At 60.4% G+C, this 19,128-nt stretch carries 15 protein-coding genes; 10 read left to right on the top strand and 5 right to left on the bottom strand.

Annotated features, from left to right (window positions below; all coding sequences use genetic code 11):
• Positions 1–117: 117 nt before the first annotated feature.
• Positions 118–1,161, top strand: coding sequence for a WD40/YVTN/BNR-like repeat-containing protein (locus tag M9827_RS10775; RefSeq protein WP_250605423.1), 1,044 nt, complete (start codon positions 118–120; stop codon positions 1,159–1,161).
• Positions 1,158–3,542 (top strand): efflux RND transporter permease subunit, encoded by a 2,385-nt coding sequence (locus M9827_RS10770; protein WP_250605422.1) that lies wholly within the window; start codon positions 1,158–1,160, stop codon positions 3,540–3,542. The genes M9827_RS10775 and M9827_RS10770 overlap by 4 nt, the downstream gene beginning before the upstream one ends.
• 352 nt (positions 3,543–3,894) lie before the next feature.
• Here the strand turns inward: M9827_RS10770 and M9827_RS10765 are convergent, their stop codons facing one another.
• Both M9827_RS10765 and M9827_RS10760 read right to left on the bottom strand, forming a co-directional pair.
• Complete coding sequence (locus tag M9827_RS10765) at positions 3,895–4,614, bottom strand: FadR/GntR family transcriptional regulator (RefSeq protein ID WP_064392969.1); 720 nt, start codon at positions 4,612–4,614, stop codon at positions 3,895–3,897.
• Between the two features lie 187 nt (positions 4,615–4,801).
• The gene (locus tag M9827_RS10760) at positions 4,802–6,538 is read right to left on the bottom strand and encodes an IlvD/Edd family dehydratase (protein WP_007917984.1); all 1,737 of its coding nucleotides are present in this window, start codon (positions 6,536–6,538) and stop codon (positions 4,802–4,804) included.
• A 193-nt stretch (positions 6,539–6,731) separates the two neighbouring features.
• Between M9827_RS10760 and M9827_RS10755 the strand changes: the two genes are divergently transcribed.
• From M9827_RS10755 to M9827_RS10720, 8 genes are all read left to right on the top strand, one after another.
• The gene (locus M9827_RS10755; protein ID WP_250605421.1) at positions 6,732–8,054 is read left to right on the top strand and encodes an MFS transporter; all 1,323 of its coding nucleotides are present in this window, start codon (positions 6,732–6,734) and stop codon (positions 8,052–8,054) included.
• A gap of 159 nt (positions 8,055–8,213) precedes the next feature.
• Entirely contained in the window at positions 8,214–9,206 is a 993-nt protein-coding gene (gene araD1 / locus M9827_RS10750) for an AraD1 family protein (protein WP_250605420.1), read from the top strand.
• Between the two features lie 9 nt (positions 9,207–9,215).
• Positions 9,216–10,796, top strand: a complete 1,581-nt coding sequence (locus M9827_RS10745) for an aldehyde dehydrogenase (NADP(+)) (protein ID WP_250605419.1) — start codon at positions 9,216–9,218, stop codon at positions 10,794–10,796.
• Between the two features lie 155 nt (positions 10,797–10,951).
• Complete coding sequence (locus tag M9827_RS10740; protein ID WP_250605418.1) at positions 10,952–11,254, top strand: DUF5629 family protein; 303 nt, start codon at positions 10,952–10,954, stop codon at positions 11,252–11,254.
• Positions 11,251–12,426, top strand: a complete 1,176-nt coding sequence (locus M9827_RS10735; RefSeq protein WP_250605416.1) for a lactonase family protein — start codon at positions 11,251–11,253, stop codon at positions 12,424–12,426. The genes M9827_RS10740 and M9827_RS10735 overlap by 4 nt, the downstream gene beginning before the upstream one ends.
• 156 nt (positions 12,427–12,582) lie before the next feature.
• Positions 12,583–12,762, top strand: coding sequence for a hypothetical protein (locus M9827_RS10730; RefSeq protein ID WP_007917967.1), 180 nt, complete (start codon positions 12,583–12,585; stop codon positions 12,760–12,762).
• Between the two features lie 262 nt (positions 12,763–13,024).
• Positions 13,025–13,237, top strand: coding sequence for a hypothetical protein (locus M9827_RS10725; protein WP_250605415.1), 213 nt, complete (start codon positions 13,025–13,027; stop codon positions 13,235–13,237).
• Positions 13,234–13,491: a hypothetical protein gene (locus tag M9827_RS10720; RefSeq protein ID WP_095050108.1), complete on the top strand. Its 258-nt coding sequence runs from the start codon at positions 13,234–13,236 to the stop codon at positions 13,489–13,491. The genes M9827_RS10725 and M9827_RS10720 overlap by 4 nt, the downstream gene beginning before the upstream one ends.
• A gap of 125 nt (positions 13,492–13,616) precedes the next feature.
• On the opposite strand, the gene M9827_RS10715 is transcribed toward M9827_RS10720, so the two are convergent.
• From M9827_RS10715 to M9827_RS10705, 3 genes are read right to left on the bottom strand one after another with little or no spacing between them, the layout of a single operon-like run.
• Positions 13,617–14,201, bottom strand: coding sequence for a glutathione S-transferase (locus tag M9827_RS10715; protein ID WP_250605413.1), 585 nt, complete (start codon positions 14,199–14,201; stop codon positions 13,617–13,619).
• Positions 14,198–17,839, bottom strand: coding sequence for an SbcC/MukB-like Walker B domain-containing protein (locus M9827_RS10710; protein ID WP_250605412.1), 3,642 nt, complete (start codon positions 17,837–17,839; stop codon positions 14,198–14,200). The genes M9827_RS10715 and M9827_RS10710 overlap by 4 nt, the downstream gene beginning before the upstream one ends.
• A complete protein-coding gene (locus M9827_RS10705; RefSeq protein ID WP_250605410.1) occupies positions 17,836–19,080 on the bottom strand; it encodes an exonuclease SbcCD subunit D C-terminal domain-containing protein in 1,245 nt (414 codons plus the stop codon). The genes M9827_RS10710 and M9827_RS10705 overlap by 4 nt, the downstream gene beginning before the upstream one ends.
• Positions 19,081–19,128 lie beyond the last annotated feature (48 nt).

The raw sequence follows: 19,128 nt of genomic DNA, 5'->3' as shown, positions 1-19,128 counted from the left end.
CGAAGTGGCTCTGGATTGCGGGTTTCAGGACTATGCTTCTGACCAGCCATCAGCGGAGCACACTTGCGGCGCCCTTGAAGGCCAGATGGCCTAACAATAATAAATAGGGGAAGGTCTATGAGTCGTTGCCGCCCGCCGGCGTTACGCAACACCGCGTTGCTGGCCACAGCACTCTCTCTGCTGGGCTTTGCCACGTTATCGGCACCTGTGATTGGCGCCGAGGCGCCCGCCGACGTGGTCTATGCCACCGAATCCGCCAAAGCCGCGAAAAGCCTGATGCTTGATGTCGTCCACGCCGGCGCGCGTCTGGTCGCGGTTGGCGATCGCGGGCACATTCTCTATTCCGATGACCAGGGCAAAACCTGGACGCAAGCCAAAGTGCCGACCCGGCAACTGCTGACGGCTGTGTACTTTGTTGACGACAAGCACGGCTGGGCGGTCGGCCACGACGCGCAAATCCTCGCCAGTGCAGACGGCGGTCTGACCTGGACCAAGCAATTCGAAGACCTCAAACGTGAGTCGCCGCTGCTCGATGTCTGGTTCAAGGACGTCAACAGCGGCCTTGCCGTGGGCGCGTACGGCGCACTGCTGGAGACCACCGACGGTGGCAAAAACTGGCAAGACGTCAGTGACCGCCTCGACAACGAAGATCAATTCCACCTCAACGCCATCGCGGCGGTGAAAGACGCCGGGCTGTTCATCGTCGGCGAGTCGGGCAGCATGTTCCGCTCCGCCGATGACGGCCAGACCTGGGAAAAACTCGAAGGCCCGTACGAGGGTTCGCTGTTCGGCGTGATCGGCACGGCGCAAGCGCAGACCCTGCTGGCCTACGGCTTGCGCGGCAACCTCTACCGCTCCACCGATTTCGGCAGCACCTGGGAGCAGGTCGAACTGAAAGCTGCGCGCGGTGCGCTGGAGTTCGGCCTGTCCGGTGCGACGCTGCTCGAAGACGGCTCGATTGTCATCGTCGGCAACGGCGGTTCGGTGATCAGCAGCAGCGACAACGGCGAAACCTTCAGCGTGTTCAACCGCCCGGACCGCATCTCGCTGTCATCGGTTACCGCTGCCGGCGACGGCAACCTGATTCTGACCGGGCAGGGTGGCCTTCACACCACACTGCCAAATGGTGCCGAGATCAATAACAAGAAGGCGGGGCTATGACTTCCTTGATCACTCCTCAGCAGGACAAGGCGACGTTTCTTGAACGCCTGATCTTCAACAACCGCCCGGCCGTGATCCTGATCTGCCTGGTGGTGAGCATTTTCCTGTTCTGGCAGGCCACACTGATCCGGCCGTCGACCAGTTTCGAAAAAATGATCCCGCTCCAGCATCCGTTCATCGAGAAGATGATGGAGCACCGCAACGATCTGGCGAACCTGGGCAACACCGTGCGGATTTCGGTGGAAGCCAAGGACGGTGACATCTTCTCCAAGGAGTACATGGAGACCCTGCGCCAGATCAACGACGAGGTGTTCTACATCTCCGGTGTTGACCGCTCCGGCCTGAAGTCGCTGTGGAGCCCGAGCGTACGCTGGACCGAAGTGACCGAAGAGGGTTTCGCCGGCGGTGAAGTGATCCCGCAGAGCTACAACGGCTCGCAGGACAGCCTCGACCTGCTGCGCAACAACGTGCTCAAGTCCGGTCAGGTCGGGCGTCTGGTGGCCAACGACTTCAAGTCGAGCATCGTCGACATCCCGCTGCTGGAGGCCTACCCGGACCCGCAGGATCAGGGCAAGTTGCTGGCGCTGGACTATCGCCAGTTCTCCCATGAACTCGAAGACAAGATCCGTAATAAATTCGAAGCACAGAACCCCAACGTCAAGATCCACATTGTCGGTTTCGCCAAGAAAGTCGGCGACCTGATCGACGGTCTGGTGATGGTCGTGATGTTCTTCGGCATCGCGTTCGTCATCACCCTGATCCTGCTGTTGTGGTTCACCAACTGCGTGCGCAGCACCATCGCGGTGTTGAGCACGACGCTGGTGGCGGTGGTCTGGCAGCTTGGTCTGATGCACTTCTTTGGCTTCGGGCTCGATCCGTATTCGATGCTGGTGCCGTTCCTGATCTTCGCCATCGGCATTTCCCACGGCGTGCAGAAGATCAACGGCATCGCCCTGCAATCCAGCGAGGCCGACAACGCCCTGACCGCCGCGCGGCGCACCTTCCGGCAACTGTTCCTGCCGGGGATGATCGCGATTCTGGCGGATGCGGTGGGCTTCATCACGCTGCTGATCATCGACATCGGCGTGATCCGTGAACTGGCCATCGGCGCGTCGATCGGCGTGGCGGTGATCGTGTTCACCAACCTGATCCTGCTGCCGGTGGCGATTTCCTATGTCGGCATCAGCAAGCGCGCGATTGCCAAGAGCAAGAAGGACGCTAACCGCGAGCACCCGTTCTGGCGCCTGCTGTCGAACTTCGCCAACCCGAAAGTCGCACGCATCTCGGTAGTACTGGCGCTGATCGCCTTCGGCGGCGGCCTCTGGTACAGCCAGAACCTGAAAATCGGCGATCTCGACCAGGGCGCGCCGGAGCTGCGTCCGGACTCGCGCTACAACAAGGACAACAACTTCATCATCAGCAACTACTCCACCAGCTCTGACGTACTGGTGGTGATGGTCAAGACCAAGGCTGAAGGTTGCTCGCGTTATGAAGCCATGGCGCCGATCGACCAGTTGATGTGGAAGATGCAGAACACCGAAGGCGTGCAGTCGGCGATCTCGCTGGTGACCGTGTCCAAGCAGATGATCAAGGGCATGAACGAGGGCAACCTGAAATGGGAAACCCTGTCGCGCAACCCGGACGTGCTGAACAACTCGATTGCCCGCGCCGACGGTCTGTACAACAACAGTTGCTCGCTCGCGCCGGTGCTGGTGTTCCTCAACGATCACAAGGCTGAAACACTTGATCGTGCGGTGCAAGCGGTGCAGGAGTTCGCCAAGGACAACAACAAGGACGGTCTGGAATTCATCCTCGCCGCCGGTAACGCCGGCATCGAAGCGGCCACCAACGAAGTCATCAAACAGGCTGAGCTGACCATCCTGATTCTGGTGTACATCTGCGTGGCGGTGATGTGCATGATCACCTTCCGTTCGTGGGCAGCGACCCTGTGCATCGTCCTGCCGCTGGTGCTGACCTCGGTACTCGGCAACGCGCTGATGGCGTTCATGGGCATCGGCGTGAAAGTCGCGACCTTGCCGGTGGTGGCGCTGGGTGTGGGGATTGGTGTCGACTACGGCATCTACATCTACAGCCGCCTGGAGAGTTTCCTGCGCGCCGGCCTGCCGTTGCAGGAAGCCTATTACCAGACCCTGAAGTCCACCGGTAAAGCGGTGCTGTTCACCGGCCTGTGTCTGGCGATCGGTGTGTGCACCTGGATCTTCTCGGCGATCAAGTTCCAGGCCGACATGGGCCTGATGCTGACCTTCATGCTCCTGTGGAACATGTTCGGTGCGCTGTGGCTGCTGCCGGCCCTGGCGAAGTTCCTGATCAAACCGGAGAAACTGGCGGGGCAGAAGGGCAATTCGTTGTTTGCGCATTGATCTGAAGGGCTGAAACGACAAAGCCGCAACCTTGAGGGGTTGCGGCTTTTTTTGTGGCTCAAGATCAAGAACCCCTCACCCTAACCCTCTCCCAGAGGGAGAGGGGACTGACCGAGGTGTGCGGCTTGATCCATCGACCTGAGATACCGAGTCAATTATGGATTCACTGCAAATCGTTCGACTTGAGATACCGAGTCGATTATGGATTCACAGCAGATCGTTCGACTTGAGATACCGAGTCGATTATGGATTCACAGCAGATCTTTCAAGTCGGCGTAGTTCTTGAATATCCCCCAATCGGTCCCCTCTACCTCTGGGAGAGGGCTAGGGTGAGGGCAAGCAGTCTCAAGCCTTAAGTCAGTTCAGCGCCAAGCACAACACTCAAAGCACTGCGCGCATCATCCAGCTGCACGAGCGTCGCATGGCGAGCCCCAAGGGCATCACGATTTTCGATGGCAGTCAGAATCGCCTTATGCCGAGGCAACGCCAGCTCATGCAGATTTGGCCGCTGATTCGAATGCTTCAACGCCTCGGCAATCGCCACCGACAACATGTTGCACAGATTCGCCAGCAAATCATTGTGCGTCGCATCGGCAATCCGGCTATGGAAATCCAGATCCGGCTGCAACAACGCCTCCGGCGTCGGCGCGGCTTCCATGCGCTGATACGCTTCACCAATCGCCGCAATATCAGCCTCGGTCGCATGTTGAGCGGCGAGGGCAGCAGCGGCTGGTTCGATGATGCTGCGCACGCTGGTCAGCACATTGAAGAATTCATTCTGCGGGCTGCTTTGCATCAGCCAGTGCAGGACGTCGGGGTCGAGCATGTGCCATTCACGGCGTGCTTTGACGACGGTGCCGACGCGGGGTTTGGAATACACCAGCCCTTTGGCCACCAGTACCCGAGTGGCTTCACGCAACACCGGCCGGCTGACCGCGTACTCCTCGCAGAGCAGGGCTTCGGCGGGCAGTTTGTCGTCGGGCAAAAAGCGTCCGGAGACGATCTGCATGCCCAGTTCCTGGACGATGCGCGAGTGCATGCTTTTACGGTCGGAGGGTTTGCGGTAATCCATGGGGGGCGGCGCGATCCTGAGCGATGGAGATGCCGCGCATCATAGCAGGCACGGCACAATCTTGAGGCAGACACACAAGCCAAATGTGGGAGCGAGCCTGCTCGCGAAGGCGGCATATCAGTCAAATAGATGTCGACTGACACTCCCTCTTCGCGAGCAGGCTCGCTCCCACAGGAGAATTGCGCTGTTAGTGGGAGTGGCGCGGCACTTCAGCCCCACGGCAACCAACCAAGAAGTCAAAGTCACAACCCTGATCCGCCTGCAACACATGGTCGATGTACAGCTGACGATAGCCGCCCACCAACAACTGCTGCGGTGGCTGCAGATCTGCCATGCGCGCTGCCAGTTCAGCATCCGGAATGTCTAGGTGCAAGCGCCCGGTGGCGCAATCCAGCTCGATCCAGTCGCCTTCCTTCACGGTCGCCAAAGGCCCGCCGGCCGCCGCTTCCGGTGCCACATGCAAAACCACCGTGCCGTAGGCGGTGCCGCTCATCCGTGCATCAGAAATGCGCACCATGTCGGTCACACCCTGGGCCAACAACTTGGCCGGCAAGCCCATGTTGCCGACTTCGGCCATGCCCGGATAACCCTTCGGCCCGCAGTTCTTCATCACCAGAATCGAATCCTTATCGACATCCAGTTCCGGATCGTTGATCCGCGCCTTGTACATGTCGAAGTTCTCGAACACCACGGCGCGGCCGCGATGCTGCATCAGTTCCGGGGTTGCGGCGGACGGCTTGAGCACCGCCCCCAGTGGCGCCAGGTTGCCACGCAGCACACAGATGCCGCCATCCGCGCGAATCGGATTGTCGAGGGTGCGGATCACTTCGTCTTCGCCATAGATCGGCGCGTCCTTGGTGTTCTCGCCGATCGACTTGCCGTTGACCGTCAGTGCATTCGGATTTGGAATCAGATTGGCTTCACCGAGGCGGCGCAACACTGCTGGCAAACCACCGGCGTAATAGAACTCTTCCATCAGGAAGCGCCCCGACGGTTGCAGGTCGACGATGGTCGGCATGCCACGGCCGATACGGGTCCAGTCATCCAGATCCAGCTCGACGCCGATGCGCCCGGCGATGGCTTTCAAGTGAATCACCGCGTTGGTCGAACCGCCGATGGCAGCGTTTACACGAATAGCGTTTTCGAAGGCTTCCTTGGTCAGAATCTTCGACAGTTTCAAATCCTCGCGAACCATCTCCACCGCACGCATGCCGGACATGTGCGCCAGTACATAACGCCGCGCATCCACTGCCGGAATCGCCGCGTTGTGCGGCAGGGAAGTGCCCAGTGCTTCCGCCATGCAGGCCATGGTCGATGCGGTGCCCATGGTGTTGCAGGTGCCCGCCGAACGCGACATGCCGCCCTCGGCCGCAAGGAAATCGTCAATGGTGATGGTGCCAGCCTTGACCTGTTCACTGAGCTGCCAGACCACGGTGCCGGAACCGATGTCCTTGCCCTTGTGCTTGCCGTTGAGCATCGGCCCGCCAGTGACGACGATCGCAGGCACATCGCAACTGGCTGCGCCCATCAACAGTGCCGGGGTGGTTTTGTCACAACCGGTCAGCAGCACCACGCCGTCAATCGGGTTGCCGCGAATCGCTTCTTCGACGTCCATGCTCGCCAGGTTGCGGGTGAGCATGGCGGTCGGGCGCAGGTTCGATTCGCCGTTGGAGAACACCGGGAATTCCACTGGAAAACCACCGGCCTCGATCACCCCGCGTTTGACGTGCTCCGCGATCTGGCGGAAATGCGCGTTGCACGGGGTCAGTTCCGACCAGGTATTGCAGATGCCGATGATCGGCTTGCCATGGAACTGGTGGTCGGCGATGCCCTGATTCTTCATCCAGCTGCGGTACATGAAGCCGTTCTTGTCGGCCGTGCCAAACCATTGGGCGGAGCGCAGGGTGGGTTTCTTATCAGACATGATCGATTCTCTTATTGTATGACTATAGTGTTCCAGCTACGGCTTAATCTAAGCGCAAAATCCTAGGTTTGGAAGTGTTGTTGGTGAATTAGTATTACTATATAGTCGTTTTCGACGGAGGGATGGCCCTGACGGTTAACCGTGAGAGGCGTCCCCCGAGGTTCTATAAAAACAACAATCGGAGACCGATCTCATGAGCCAGGAACTGCGGCTAATCCGGCGCATTACGCTGAAACTGATTCCCTTCCTGATCCTGCTGTACCTGATCGCCTACGTGGATCGCTCCGCCGTCGGCTTCGCCAAGCTGCACATGGGCGCCGACATCGGCATCGGTGATGCCGCCTACGGCCTCGGTGCCGGGCTGTTCTTCATTGGTTACTTCCTTTTCGAAATCCCCAGCAACCTGATGCTCGAACGCTTCGGCGCGCGACGCTGGTTTGCGCGGATCATGATTACCTGGGGCGCGATCACCATCGGCATGGCCTTCGTCCAGGGCCCGCACAGTTTCTACGTGATGCGCTTTCTGCTCGGCGCGGCCGAGGCGGGGTTCTTTCCCGGCGTTCTCTACTACATCACCCAATGGTTCCCGGTGCGCCATCGCGGCAAGATCCTCGGCCTGTTCATCCTTTCGCAACCCATCGCCATGATGATCACCGGCCCGGTGTCCGGCGGCTTGCTCGGCATGGACGGCGTCCTTGGCCTGCACGGCTGGCAGTGGCTGTTCATCGTCATTGGCACTCCGGCGATCTTGCTGACCTGGCCGGTGCTGCGCTGGTTGCCGGACGGCCCACAGCAAGTGAAATGGATGGATCAGGCAGAGAAAGACTGGCTGACCGGCGAGCTGAAAAAGGATCTGCAGGCATACGGCCAAACCCGTCACGGCAACCCGTTGCATGCGCTGAAAGACAAACGCGTGTTGCTGCTGGCGCTGTTCTATCTGCCGGTGACGTTGAGTATTTACGGCCTCGGTCTGTGGTTGCCGACGCTGATCAAGCAGTTTGGCGGCAGTGATCTGGTCACCGGTTTCGTGTCATCGGTGCCGTACATCTTCGGGATCATCGGTTTGCTGATCGTGCCGCGCAGTTCCGACCGGTTGAATGATCGTTACGGGCACCTGGCTGTTCTTTATGTGCTGGGCGCGATTGGCCTGTTTCTCAGTGCCTGGCTGTCGTTGCCGGTGGCGCAACTAGCGGCGCTGTGTCTGGTGGCGTTCGCGCTGTTTTCCTGCACGGCGGTGTTCTGGACCTTGCCGGGGCGCTTCTTTGCCGGCGCGAGTGCGGCGGCGGGGATCGCGTTGATCAACTCGGTGGGCAATCTGGGCGGGTATATCGGGCCGTTCGTGATTGGGGCGTTGAAGGAGTACACCGGCAATCTGGCTTCCGGGTTGTACTTCCTCTCGGGTGTGATGGTGTTTGGCTTGATCCTGACCGGCGTTGTCTATCGCGTACTTGAGCGCAAACACGTCCTGCCGGTTGACCAATTCGCCGCCAGCGCCCGAGGCGCAACGCGCACCTGAAACCCAACCACCAATCACCACTAAACCTGTGGGAGCTGGCTTGCCAGCGATGACGGGGGCACATCCAACATAGATGTGTCAGACAGATTGCTATCGCTGGCAAGCCAGCTCCCACAGGGTTTTGCAGTGTTTCGAAGTTTTGTAGACAGGAGAGGACATATGCATCTGGTTCAATTCGAATTAAGCAACGGCGAGCGCCGCGTCGGCGTGGTCGACAACGATCTGGTGCGCGAGGTGCAGGACGCCCGCAGCGTGCGTGATCTGGCGCTGGCCGCCATCGAGTCCGGCCACTCCCTTGAGCAGCACGTGCAAACCCTCGGCCTCGGCGGCAGCCACGACTATGCCGAGCTACTGTCGCAACTGCGCATCCTGCCGCCTCTCGACCACCCGGACCCGGCGCACATGCTGGTCAGCGGCACCGGCCTGACACACCTGGGCAGCGCTTCGGCGCGGGACAAGATGCACCAGCAGGCTGGCGACGAAGCGGCGATGACCGACACCATGCGCATTTTCAAATGGGGCGTGGAGGGCGGCAAACCGGCGGCGGGGCAGGCCGGTGTGCAACCGGAGTGGTTCTACAAGGGCGATGGCAGCATCGTTGTGCGCCCCGGTCAGCCGTTCCCGCTGCCACCGTTTGCCGAAGACGCCGGCGAAGAACCGGAGATGGCCGGCCTCTATGTGATCGGCCACGACGGCAAGCCTTACCGTCTCGGTTTTGCGGTGGGTAACGAGTTCTCCGACCATGTCATGGAGCGCAAGAATTACCTGTACCTCGCGCACTCGAAACTGCGCAGTTGCAGTTATGGCCCGGAACTTCGCACCGGGGAACTGCCTCAACATCTGGCAGGCACCAGTCGCATCCTGCGTAACGGCGAAGTGCTCTGGCAAAACGAGTTTCTCAGTGGCGAGGCGAACATGTGCCACAGCCTCGCCAACCTCGAATACCACCACTTCAAATATCGTCAGTTCCTGCGTCCGGGCGACGTGCACATTCATTTCTTCGGCACCGCGACCCTGTCGTTCGCCGATGGCATCCGCACGCAACCGGGCGACCTGTTCGAAATCAGCCAGGCCGAATTCGGCGCCCCGCTGGTCAACGGCATCGTGCCGATCACCGCCGCTTTTGCGCCGGACAGCATCGGCACTCTTTAAGGAGATCCCATGACTCAGATTCTCGGTCACAACTACATTGGCGGTCAGCGCAGCGCGGCTGGCGACGTCAAACTGCAATCCGTCGATGCAACGACGGGCGAACAATTGCCGCACGATTTCATTCAAGCCACGGTTGATGAAGTCGACGCCGCTGCCAAAGCTGCCGCTGCTGCGTACCCGGCTTACCGTAGCCTCAGCGCCGAACGCCGCGCGCAGTTTCTCGACGCAATTGCCGATGAACTGGACGCGCTCGGCGATGATTTCGTTGCCGTGGTCTGCCGCGAAACGGCGCTGCCCGCCGGACGCATTCAAGGTGAGCGCGGACGCACCAGCGGGCAGATGCGTCTGTTCGCCAAAGTCCTGCGCCGGGGTGATTTCTACGGTGCGCGCATTGATCTGCCACTGCCGGATCGCCAGCCATTGCCGCGTCCGGATCTGCGCCAATACCGTATTGGCCTCGGCCCGGTAGCGGTGTTTGGTGCAAGCAACTTCCCGTTGGCGTTCTCCACCGCTGGCGGCGACACCGCTTCGGCACTCGCCGCCGGTTGCCCGGTGGTGTTCAAGGCTCACAGCGGCCACATGGCCACCGCTGAGTTGGTCGCCGATGCGCTGATCCGTGCAGCGGAAAAAACTGCGATGCCGGCCGGCGTGTTCAACATGATCTACGGCGGTGGCGTCGGTGAATGGCTGGTCAAGCACCCGGCGATTCAGGCGGTCGGTTTCACCGGTTCGCTCAGAGGCGGACGGGCGTTGTGCGACATGGCCGCTGCACGCCCGCAACCGATCCCGGTGTTCGCCGAGATGTCGAGCATCAACCCGGTGATCGTCCTGCCACAGGCCCTCGCCGAACGCTCGGAAACCGTTGCTCGTGACCTGACCGCTTCGGTGGTGCAGGGCTGCGGTCAATTCTGTACCAATCCCGGTCTGGTGATCGGCATCCGTTCGCCACAATTCACGGCGTTCGTGCAGCAGGTCGCCGGTTTGATCGGTGATCAGCCGGCGCAAACCATGCTCAATGCCGGCACCCTCGGCAGCTACGGCAAAGGCTTGCAGAAGTTGTTGGCGCATCCCGGCATCGAGCATCTGGCGGGTAATCCGCAGCAGGGCAATCAGGCGCAACCGCAACTGTTCAAGGCGGATGCGAGCCTGTTGATCGATGGCGATGAAGTGTTGCAGGAAGAAGTGTTCGGCCCGACCACGGTGATTGTCGAAGTGGCGGACAAGGCGCAACTCAGCGCCGCGCTGCATGGCCTGCACGGGCAACTGACCGCGACGATCATTGGTGAGCTGGCGGACTTTGAACAGTTTGCTGAACTTACACCGCTGCTGGAACAGAAGGTCGGGCGGATTCTGCTTAACGGTTATCCGACCGGTGTCGAAGTGTGTGATTCGATGGTGCACGGCGGGCCGTATCCGGCGACGTCCGATGCCCGTGGCACTTCAGTGGGCACGCTGGCCATCGACCGTTTCCTGCGTCCGGTGTGCTTCCAGAACTACCCGGACAGCTTGCTGCCGGAACCGCTGAAAAACGCCAACCCGTTGCGTATCCAGCGCCTCGTTGATGGCAAGCCTAGCCGCGAAGCCCTCTGACACGGTACCCCTGTAGGAGCTGCTGAAGGCTGCGATCTTTTGATCTTGATCTAAAAAAACAAAATCAAAAGATCGCAGCCTTCGGCAGCTCCTACTCGGGAGTGGAGCGCCATGAGCTATCATTGGCCCTTTCCCCCCTAGAAAGACTGTTTGCCATGACTGCCCAAACCCTTCTCAACGCCCTCGAACACTGCGGTATGGTGGAAATCGACGGCCTGCATGCCTTCGAATTCGCCCTCGACGAAGACGACAACCTGCACATCGAATGCATCGATGGTCATACGGCCAAGCATTGGGAATTCACGCCGGCGCAGGTTGCCGCTGCAACCTTCGACGACTCTTTACAGAGCTGGTTGATCGTCGGCTATTTCAATGAAACCAAAGCGATCGGCGAACACCGCCTGGTTTGTCATGGCGACGTAGTCAGCAGCAGCGACGACGAGGATGACAATCAATGAAAATGCGTAAATTCTGGCCGCTGCTGATGGCCGGCAGCGTCGGCGCCATGGGCCTGTCCACGGCGTCCGCCGAAGGCTACCAGTTGCTGGTCGGCTCCTACACCGCTGGCACCAGTCAGGGCATCTATCGCATGAACTTCGACAGCGCCACCGGCCAGATCGACGCCAAACCGCTGCAAGTGGTGAAGAGCGAAAATCCGTCGTGGCTGACCCTGTCCAAAGATCAGCAGCGCCTGTTCGTGGTCAACGAAAACGGCCCGGGCCAGAAAGACCCGGTCGGTCGCGTCAGCAGCTATTCGATCGACCCCAAGACCCACGCCCTGAGCCTGATCAATCAAGTGCAGAGCCTGGGCAACGAGCCGACTCATTCCAGCCTCAGCGGCGATGCCAGCCATCTGTTCGTCAGCAACTACTCGGTGGTGGAAGACCCGGGTGGAACGCTGGCGGTATTGCCGGTCGGTGCTGATGGCAAACTCAAACCGGTGGTGCAGATGAGCGCGCACCCGGCGAGCCGGGTCAATCCTGAGCGCCAGGCTTCGAACCACGTGCACTCGACGGTTTCTTCGCCGGATGGCCGCTACGTGTTCTCCAATGATCTGGGCGCGGACAAGGTGTTCATTTACCAGTTCGATCCGAAGGCCAACCCAGAGCTGCCGCTGACCCCAGCGAAAACCGCTTCTGTGCCGTTGCCTGCCGGCAGCGGCCCGCGTCACTTGCTGTTCAGTGCTGACGGCAAACACGCCTGGCTGACCATGGAAATGAGCGCGCAGGTCGCGGTGTTCGATTACCACGACGGCGTGCTGACCCAGACGCAACTGGTCGATCTGGCGGCTGGCCAGCCGACTTCGGACAAGGCTGCGGCGGCGCTGCACGCTTCGGCGGATGGCAAGTTCCTCTACGTCAGCAACCGTGGCACCGCTAATCAACTGGTGGTCTTTGCGATTGATCCGGCGAGCGGCCAGCTCAAAGAACTGCAAAAACGCTCGGTGGACGGTGATCACCCGCGCGAGTTCAGCCTCGACCCGAGTGGCAAATTCCTGCTGATCGCCAACCAGAAGAGCAACCAGATTGTCGTCGTCGAGCGCGATGGCAAAACCGGTCTGCTCGGCAAAACCGTGCAAAAACTGCCGATGGACGCGCCGAGCGACCTCAAGTTTCTAGTGCGACAATAAGCCACAGGCCCCGGTTTACGGGGCCTGCCTCTTTGTATTAATCGCGCTGATATCCGGTAATGCTACAAAGCATTTCAAGCGATCAACCCTCGAGCGTTAAGTTTGCTTCACGGCCCAACCGGGCAAACAAGCCAACCGAACACGAGGGTTACCGCCATGAACTTCAATCTCTTCTCCGTGATTGCCGCTTCCGCCATCTCTGCCACCGTTGTGCTGCCAGCCAGTGCCAACGTTGAAATCAACAGCAAAAAATCCCACACCCAGAGCTACACCCAGAAATACCTGCAACAGAGCGCCAACTTCTACGCCGCCCTGGATCACAAAGCCCAACACTGAAATGCCCGCTTCGAACAACTCCCTGTAGGAGCTGCCGAAGGCTGCGATCTCTTGATCTTCAACGTCAAAAGATCGCAGCCTTCGGCAGCTCCTACACGCCTGCGTGGGCAAAAAATCTCGGTGCCATAGCGAATGTGCAACACGTCCATAGACTGGCTAAATAATCAACGAAGCTGATGTTTACTATGGCAAACCCTGAGTGGTTAGCGCGGCTTTTTTGATTGATTCTGTGGACATCGAAACATGCCCACGGGAGAACACCATGGCCAGCGCAATCCTTCATTCAGCCAAACGCGGCGCCTATCTGGCCATCGGTCTTTACCTGGCCGTGGTACTGGTCGTCAGCATCGCCTCGCAGATGGAACACAGCTTCGAAGCGCCGATTCAAGTCGCCCACCCCGGCGTCCAGTTCGAACTGCGCTCGCAAAGCGTGATGGTCGACCGGGCCGAACTCGCGGGAGTCGGCGGCGCATGAAAGGCTACAGACTTTGGGTAGTCGCCGGTTTGGCGTTTTTCACCAACGGCGCTTCATTATTGGGCATCGGCCAGGGCTCGGTGGGCGCATTGGCCAGAGCCATAGAGGCCAATCACAATATCGCGCACAACATCGAACGGGCGAATACCTTGGGGCTGATGGCCGGCAATCCGCCGGTGAAAGTCTCGGCCGACTTTCTCGGGCCATTCGAGATAGATTGCATGGCCCTCGGCATGTGCAACGCGCTGGCCTGACTGATCGTTCCCACGCTCCGCGTGGGAATGCAGCCCCGGACGCTCCGCGTCCGATTGGAACGCAGAGCGTCCCTTGAGGCATTCCCACGCAGAGCGTGGGAACGATCAAAGCAGGAGGGTAAGGGTTATTTCTTCATGATCGAAGTGAATAGCTCGGATTCGAGGAAGCGCTGCAACCAGGCCTGCAACCGAACATAAGGCGTCTGCGCAAACCACTCACGATCAACATGGGCAAACTGTCGAACGAAGGGCAGCAGGGCGATATCCGCCAGGCTGGCATGATCGGCCAGCAAGTACTGACGATCGGTCAGCAGCTCATCCAGCCTCTGCAAGAACAACGCCCCCTCAGCCCGATAAACTTCCATCGGCTGCTCCGGGTAGCGCTCGGCGTATTTGTAGCGATTCAAGTGCAGCTTGAACCCCTGATCATTCGCGTCGATCAATTCAGCAATCCTTGAGTCGTCATCCAGCAGCCAATCTTGCGGATCATTCTGCGCTAACGCCCAGCGCATGATCTCCAGACTCTCGTCGATCACTCGGCCACCGGCATCCAGCACCGGCACTGTGCCCTTGGGCGAGATCGCCAGCATCTCGGCCGGTTTGGCCTTGAGGCTGACTTCGATGATGTCCACCGGCACACCCGAATAGCGCAACGCCATCCGCGCCCGCATCGCGTACGGGCAGCGGCGGAAGGAATACAGCGTGTTCATTTCACCTCCAGGGTGCTCAACCCGTTGCCCTGACGCTGCACCTGAATCTGCACCGGGATCCGCTCGTGCATTTCCTGCACGTGGGAAATCACCGCGACCTTGCGGCCCTGCGCCTGCAACCCATCGAGCGCATCCATCGCCAGTTGCAACGACTCAGGATCGAGGCTGCCAAAGCCTTCATCGATAAACAGCGATTCGATTTTCAGCGTGCTCGACGCCATCGATGCCAGACCCAGCGCCAGCGCCAGCGACACCAGGAACGTCTCGCCGCCGGACAACGAATGCACCGAGCGCAGCTCATCGCCCATTTCCGTGTCCATCACCAGCAGGCCGAGCATGCTACCGCCGCGTTTCAAGCGATAGCGTTTGACCAGTTGGCGCAGTTGCACGTTGGCGTGATGCACGAGCAAATCGAGGTTGTAGGCCTGGGCGATCTTGCGGAAGGTGTCGCCGGTCGCCGAACCGATCAAGGCACTCAATCGCGCCCAGCGCTGATATTCGGCGTAGGCCGAGGCGATCTGCTGCGCCAGCGCCTGATTGGCGTTCTGCCGGCGCTGGTCTTCGACCTGTTCGGCACGCAGTTCGGCGCACTGTTGCTCGCTGACGGTGAACTGGTTTTGCAGGTCGGTGAGGGCGCTGGCCAGTTGTTCGGCATCGAGGTTGCCGTTGTGCTGCGCCTGATGATCGAGCAGACGCTGGTCACGTTCCTGCAGCAACACCTTGGCCTGTTCGATGGTTTTTTCGTTGTGCTGCAAGCGCTGGCGCAGTTCGGCGACTTGCGCGTCATCGACCCGTAACAGATCTTCGAGGCCACCGTCATCCAGCTCCGGATGGCGGGCGCGCCAGTCGGCAATCTTGCCGGCCAGATCCCGCTCTTCGCTTTGCAGCGCCTGCAAACGTTCCTGCTGCGCCTTGAGTTCGGCGACGATCTGCACAAGTTGCGTGCGCAGGTTTTGCAGTTCCTGCGCGGTGCCGGTTTCGGCATTGCGCGCCTGTTCGACCGCTTGCTCAAGCTGCTGCTGCCAGTGCTCGGCGCTGCTGTGCTCGCCGAGCAATTGCGCGATTTTCTGCTGGCAGGCTTGCTGTTGTTCGGTCAGCGCAGTGAATTGCTGTTCGGCGCTGAGCAACTGTTGTGCACGGGTCTGCTGGCGATCCTGTTCTTTCTCCAGCGTCTGTTGCCGCTGTTGCTGCTCGGCCAGTTCTTCTTTCTGCTGCTCGACCTGCGCCAGGCGCTCGGCGATCTGCCGGTCAAGCTGCATGAACGTCGCCGCCGGCTCCTGGCGCAAGGCTTCAAGGGTGTCGGCTGGCAGCAGATTGCCGAACGCGCTGAGTTCTTCGTCGAAGCGCTGACGGTCGCTGCTCAGCTCGCGCTGCTGATTGCTTAGGTGCTGCGCCGCTTGCTGGTGCGCAGTTTCGGCCTGGCGCAATTGCTGGGTCAGCCGCGCAGCGTCCTGTTGCAAGGTGAGCAGGGCGCTTTGGCGTTGTTCGTCCTGAGTGATGCTCTGATTCAGTTGCTCGTTTTGTCGGGCGAGCCAGGCATCGCGCTTGTCGGCGTCCTGATTGAACAACTGCGCGGCCAGCGGATGCGCGTCGAGGCTTGGCGCCAAGGCTTGCTGCTGGCTGACCAGTTGTTCCTGCTGTTGCAGCAATTCTTTCTGCTGAGCAATCACGCCACCGACTTCGGCACGCAGCTCGATGAGTTTTTCCTTGAGCTGATCGACCACCTGCTGCGCATTGGCCTGCTCGCTTTCATCGTGACGGCCAAGACTTTGCAGCAGCGCTTCAGGCTGATGATACGGGTGCTCGTTGCTGCCGCAGACCGGGCACGGCTGATCGTCCTGCAACTGCGCGCGCAACTCCTCGACACTGGCACTGCGCGCCAGCCGCTGGCGTTCAAGCAGTTCGCGGGTGACGTTAAGGGTTTGCTCGGCGACGGTCAGCTCGGCTTTGGTTTTCACGCCGTCCTGAGTCAGGCGTTCGCGTTCCTGCTGGGCGCTGAGCTGGCGCTGTTGCAACTCGGCGCTGCGCTTGTCCAGATCCTGTTGCGTGGCCCACAGGCGTGATAAATCTTCGAAGGCGCGCAGTTGCTTGCGGTTGTCCTGCAACAGCGTGCCGAGGAGGCCGATCTGTTCGGCGACGGCATCAGGTTCGGCGCCGGCCTCCTTGAATAGCACTTCAAGTTGCTGTTTCTGCGTGGTCAGCTCTGCGGCGCTGCGGGTGGCGTTTTCTTCGAGGCTCGCCAGTTCCGCTTGGCCCTTGTTCAAGCGATTGCCGATCAGCATCAGCTGTTGCAGGCGATCGCGGTAGGCATTCCACGCGTCACTCAGCGGCGCCAGATGAGCGCTTTGCTCAAGTTCGGCGGCGATGCGCTGCAGGCGCTCGGCGACTTGGGTCTGTTTATCCAGCAAGGCTTGAATGGCATTCTGGCCCTCGGTGCAAGCCTGCTGCGCATTGAGCTTGGCTTCGGTGCTTTGCGCGACATCCTTGGCCAAGCGGGCGAGGGTGCTTTGTTCTTCAAAGGCCTGACGCAACAGCGGTGCGTTTTCGCTTTGCCGTTGTTGCGCGTCGCTCAGGGCGACTTTCGCCGCCTCGAGGTTTTGTTCCAGCTGCGTCTGGCGCTCAGTCAGTTCGGCATGTTGCCGGGTATGCGCGGCGATTTGTGCGGCTAACGGCGCCAACAGCGCATCGAGTTCGCTTTTGCGCGCGAACTGATGCCGTTGCGGTCCGAGTTGCTCCAGGCGCGTCAGTTTCACCCGTTCGCCGGCCAGACCTTCCGCTTGCTGCTGGGCACTGTGCAGTTGCTCAGCGGCGGCTTGCTGCGCGTCCTGCAACACACGTAAATCCTTGAGCCAGCCGTGCTGTTGCTCAAGCTGCTTGAGCTGCGCCTGCTGCAACTTCATTTGCTGTTGCGCGGCATTGAAGCGCTCATCCAACTCGGCCCGCGCTTCGGGCGCCAACGGGGTCACGCCGGTGGCCTGATCCTGCAACAGCTTGTGTGCTTCGCGGGCCTCTTTGGTCTTGTCGAAGGCGCGGCGGCCGAGACGGGTGTACAGCGCGGTGTCGGTGAGTTTTTCCAACAGTTCGCTGCGGTCGTTGTCGTCGGCCTTGAGGAACGCGCTGAACTCGCTCTGCGCCAGCAACACGGCGCGAGTGAACTGTTCGAAGTTCAGGCCGAGCGCAGCTTCCAGCTGGGTTTTGTATTCACCTTTCTGGCTGGCGAGCAGTTGATCCTGATCGATGTCGCGCAGGCTCTGCCGGCTGGCCTGCAACTTGCCGCCGGCCTTCTCGCGCGCACGGTTAGCTTCCCAACGTGCCCGATAGCGACGGCCATCGACACCGACGAAATCCACTTCGGCATAACCTTCGCCGGTACCGCGACGCAGCAAGGTGCGCGGGTCGCCGGTGGCAATTTCGCCGTCGGCATCGGGGACTTTGGCGTCACGGCCAGTGTTGTTCAGACGCGGCACCGCGCCAAACAACGCCAGGCACAAGGCGTCGAGCAAAGTACTTTTACCAGCACCGGTCGGGCCGGTAATCGCAAACAAACCGGCGCTGGCCAGCGGTTCAGCGGTGAAGTCGATTTCGAACGGCCCGGCCAGCGAGGCGAGATTTTTCAAGCGAATGGCGAGAATCTTCATGGCTGCTCACCCTCCAGTTGCACGTCCTGCAGCAGTTCGGCGAAGTCCTTCAGCGTTTGCTCATCGACCTCGCTGCCGAAGTTATCGAACCAGGCGCGGCTGAACAGTTCTTGCGGGGTGAGTTGGTCGAGTTCGATCAGTGCGCTGCCGTCCTCCGAGCCATCAACACCACGGTTGCCGGCGTATTCGGCGGCGATGCGCACCAGGCGTACGGCTTTGCCTTGCAGCGCGCTTTCGACTTGATGGCGCAGATCCGGTTGCGGCTCGTCGAGGGTGACGCGCACTTCCAGCCACGGCTGGCGTTGGGTTTCGGCGAGCAAGTCGATGTTCGGCAGATCCGCCAGTTGCAGCAGAATCTCGGCCAGCGGTGCCGGGCCGATGCGTTGCAGATTGACCGAGCGCGGGATCAGTTTCGGCTCGACGCTGACCAGGGTTTCGCCGTCGAGGGTGACGTCGAGGATCTGGTGCTGATAGCCGATCTCCGAGAATGACAACGGAATCGGCGAGCCACTGTAGCGAATGCGTTCTTCACCGTTGACCTTCTGCGGCTTGTGCAAATGGCCGAGGGCGACGTAGCTGATACTCGGCCCGAACAGGCTGGCCGGCAGGGCTTCGGCGTTGCCGATGATCAGGCTGCGCTCGGAGTCTTCCGACACCGAGCCGCCAGCCATGTGCGCGTGGCTGATGGCGATCAACGCCTGACCGGGTTTGCGCTTGGCGTTGGCGGCTTCGATCAGCCATTCATGCACCTGACCGATGCCACGCAAATAGTTGTCACCCAGATGCGCGCCAGTCACCTCCGCCGGGCGCAGGAACGGCAGCGCCAGGCACCACGCGGCAATTTCGCCTTGGGCATTTGGCAGCGGCAGCAGCAGACGTTCGGCATCCAGTTGCCCGTCATCCAGCCACAACACACGGCCCAACGCGTGGGTGCGCAAACGGCGCATCAACGGCGCGGGCAATTCGATCCGCGAGCCGGAATCGTGGTTGCCGGCAATCATCACGATGGTCAGCAACGGCTGCTGCTCGTGGGCGCTGACGATGAAGTCGTAGAGGCGTTCCTGAGCTTTGACCGGAGGATTGACGGTGTCGAAGATGTCCCCGGCGATCAGCAGCACATCCGGCTGCGCCAGTTGCAGTTGGCGCAGCAGCCATTCGAGAAAACAGGCGTGCTCGAAATCGCGCTCCTGGCCGTGCAGGTTTTGCCCAAGGTGCCAGTCGGAGGTGTGGAACAGACGCAAGGTGGACTCCGCAACAATTAAATAGGTGATGGCCGCGAGGAAATGATG

This window comes from Pseudomonas sp. AKS31 (assembly GCF_023634765.1).
Lineage (GTDB): Bacteria > Pseudomonadota > Gammaproteobacteria > Pseudomonadales > Pseudomonadaceae > Aquipseudomonas.
Note: the sequence above shows the minus strand (reverse complement) of the source record. Positions and strands in the feature narration are given on the sequence as shown.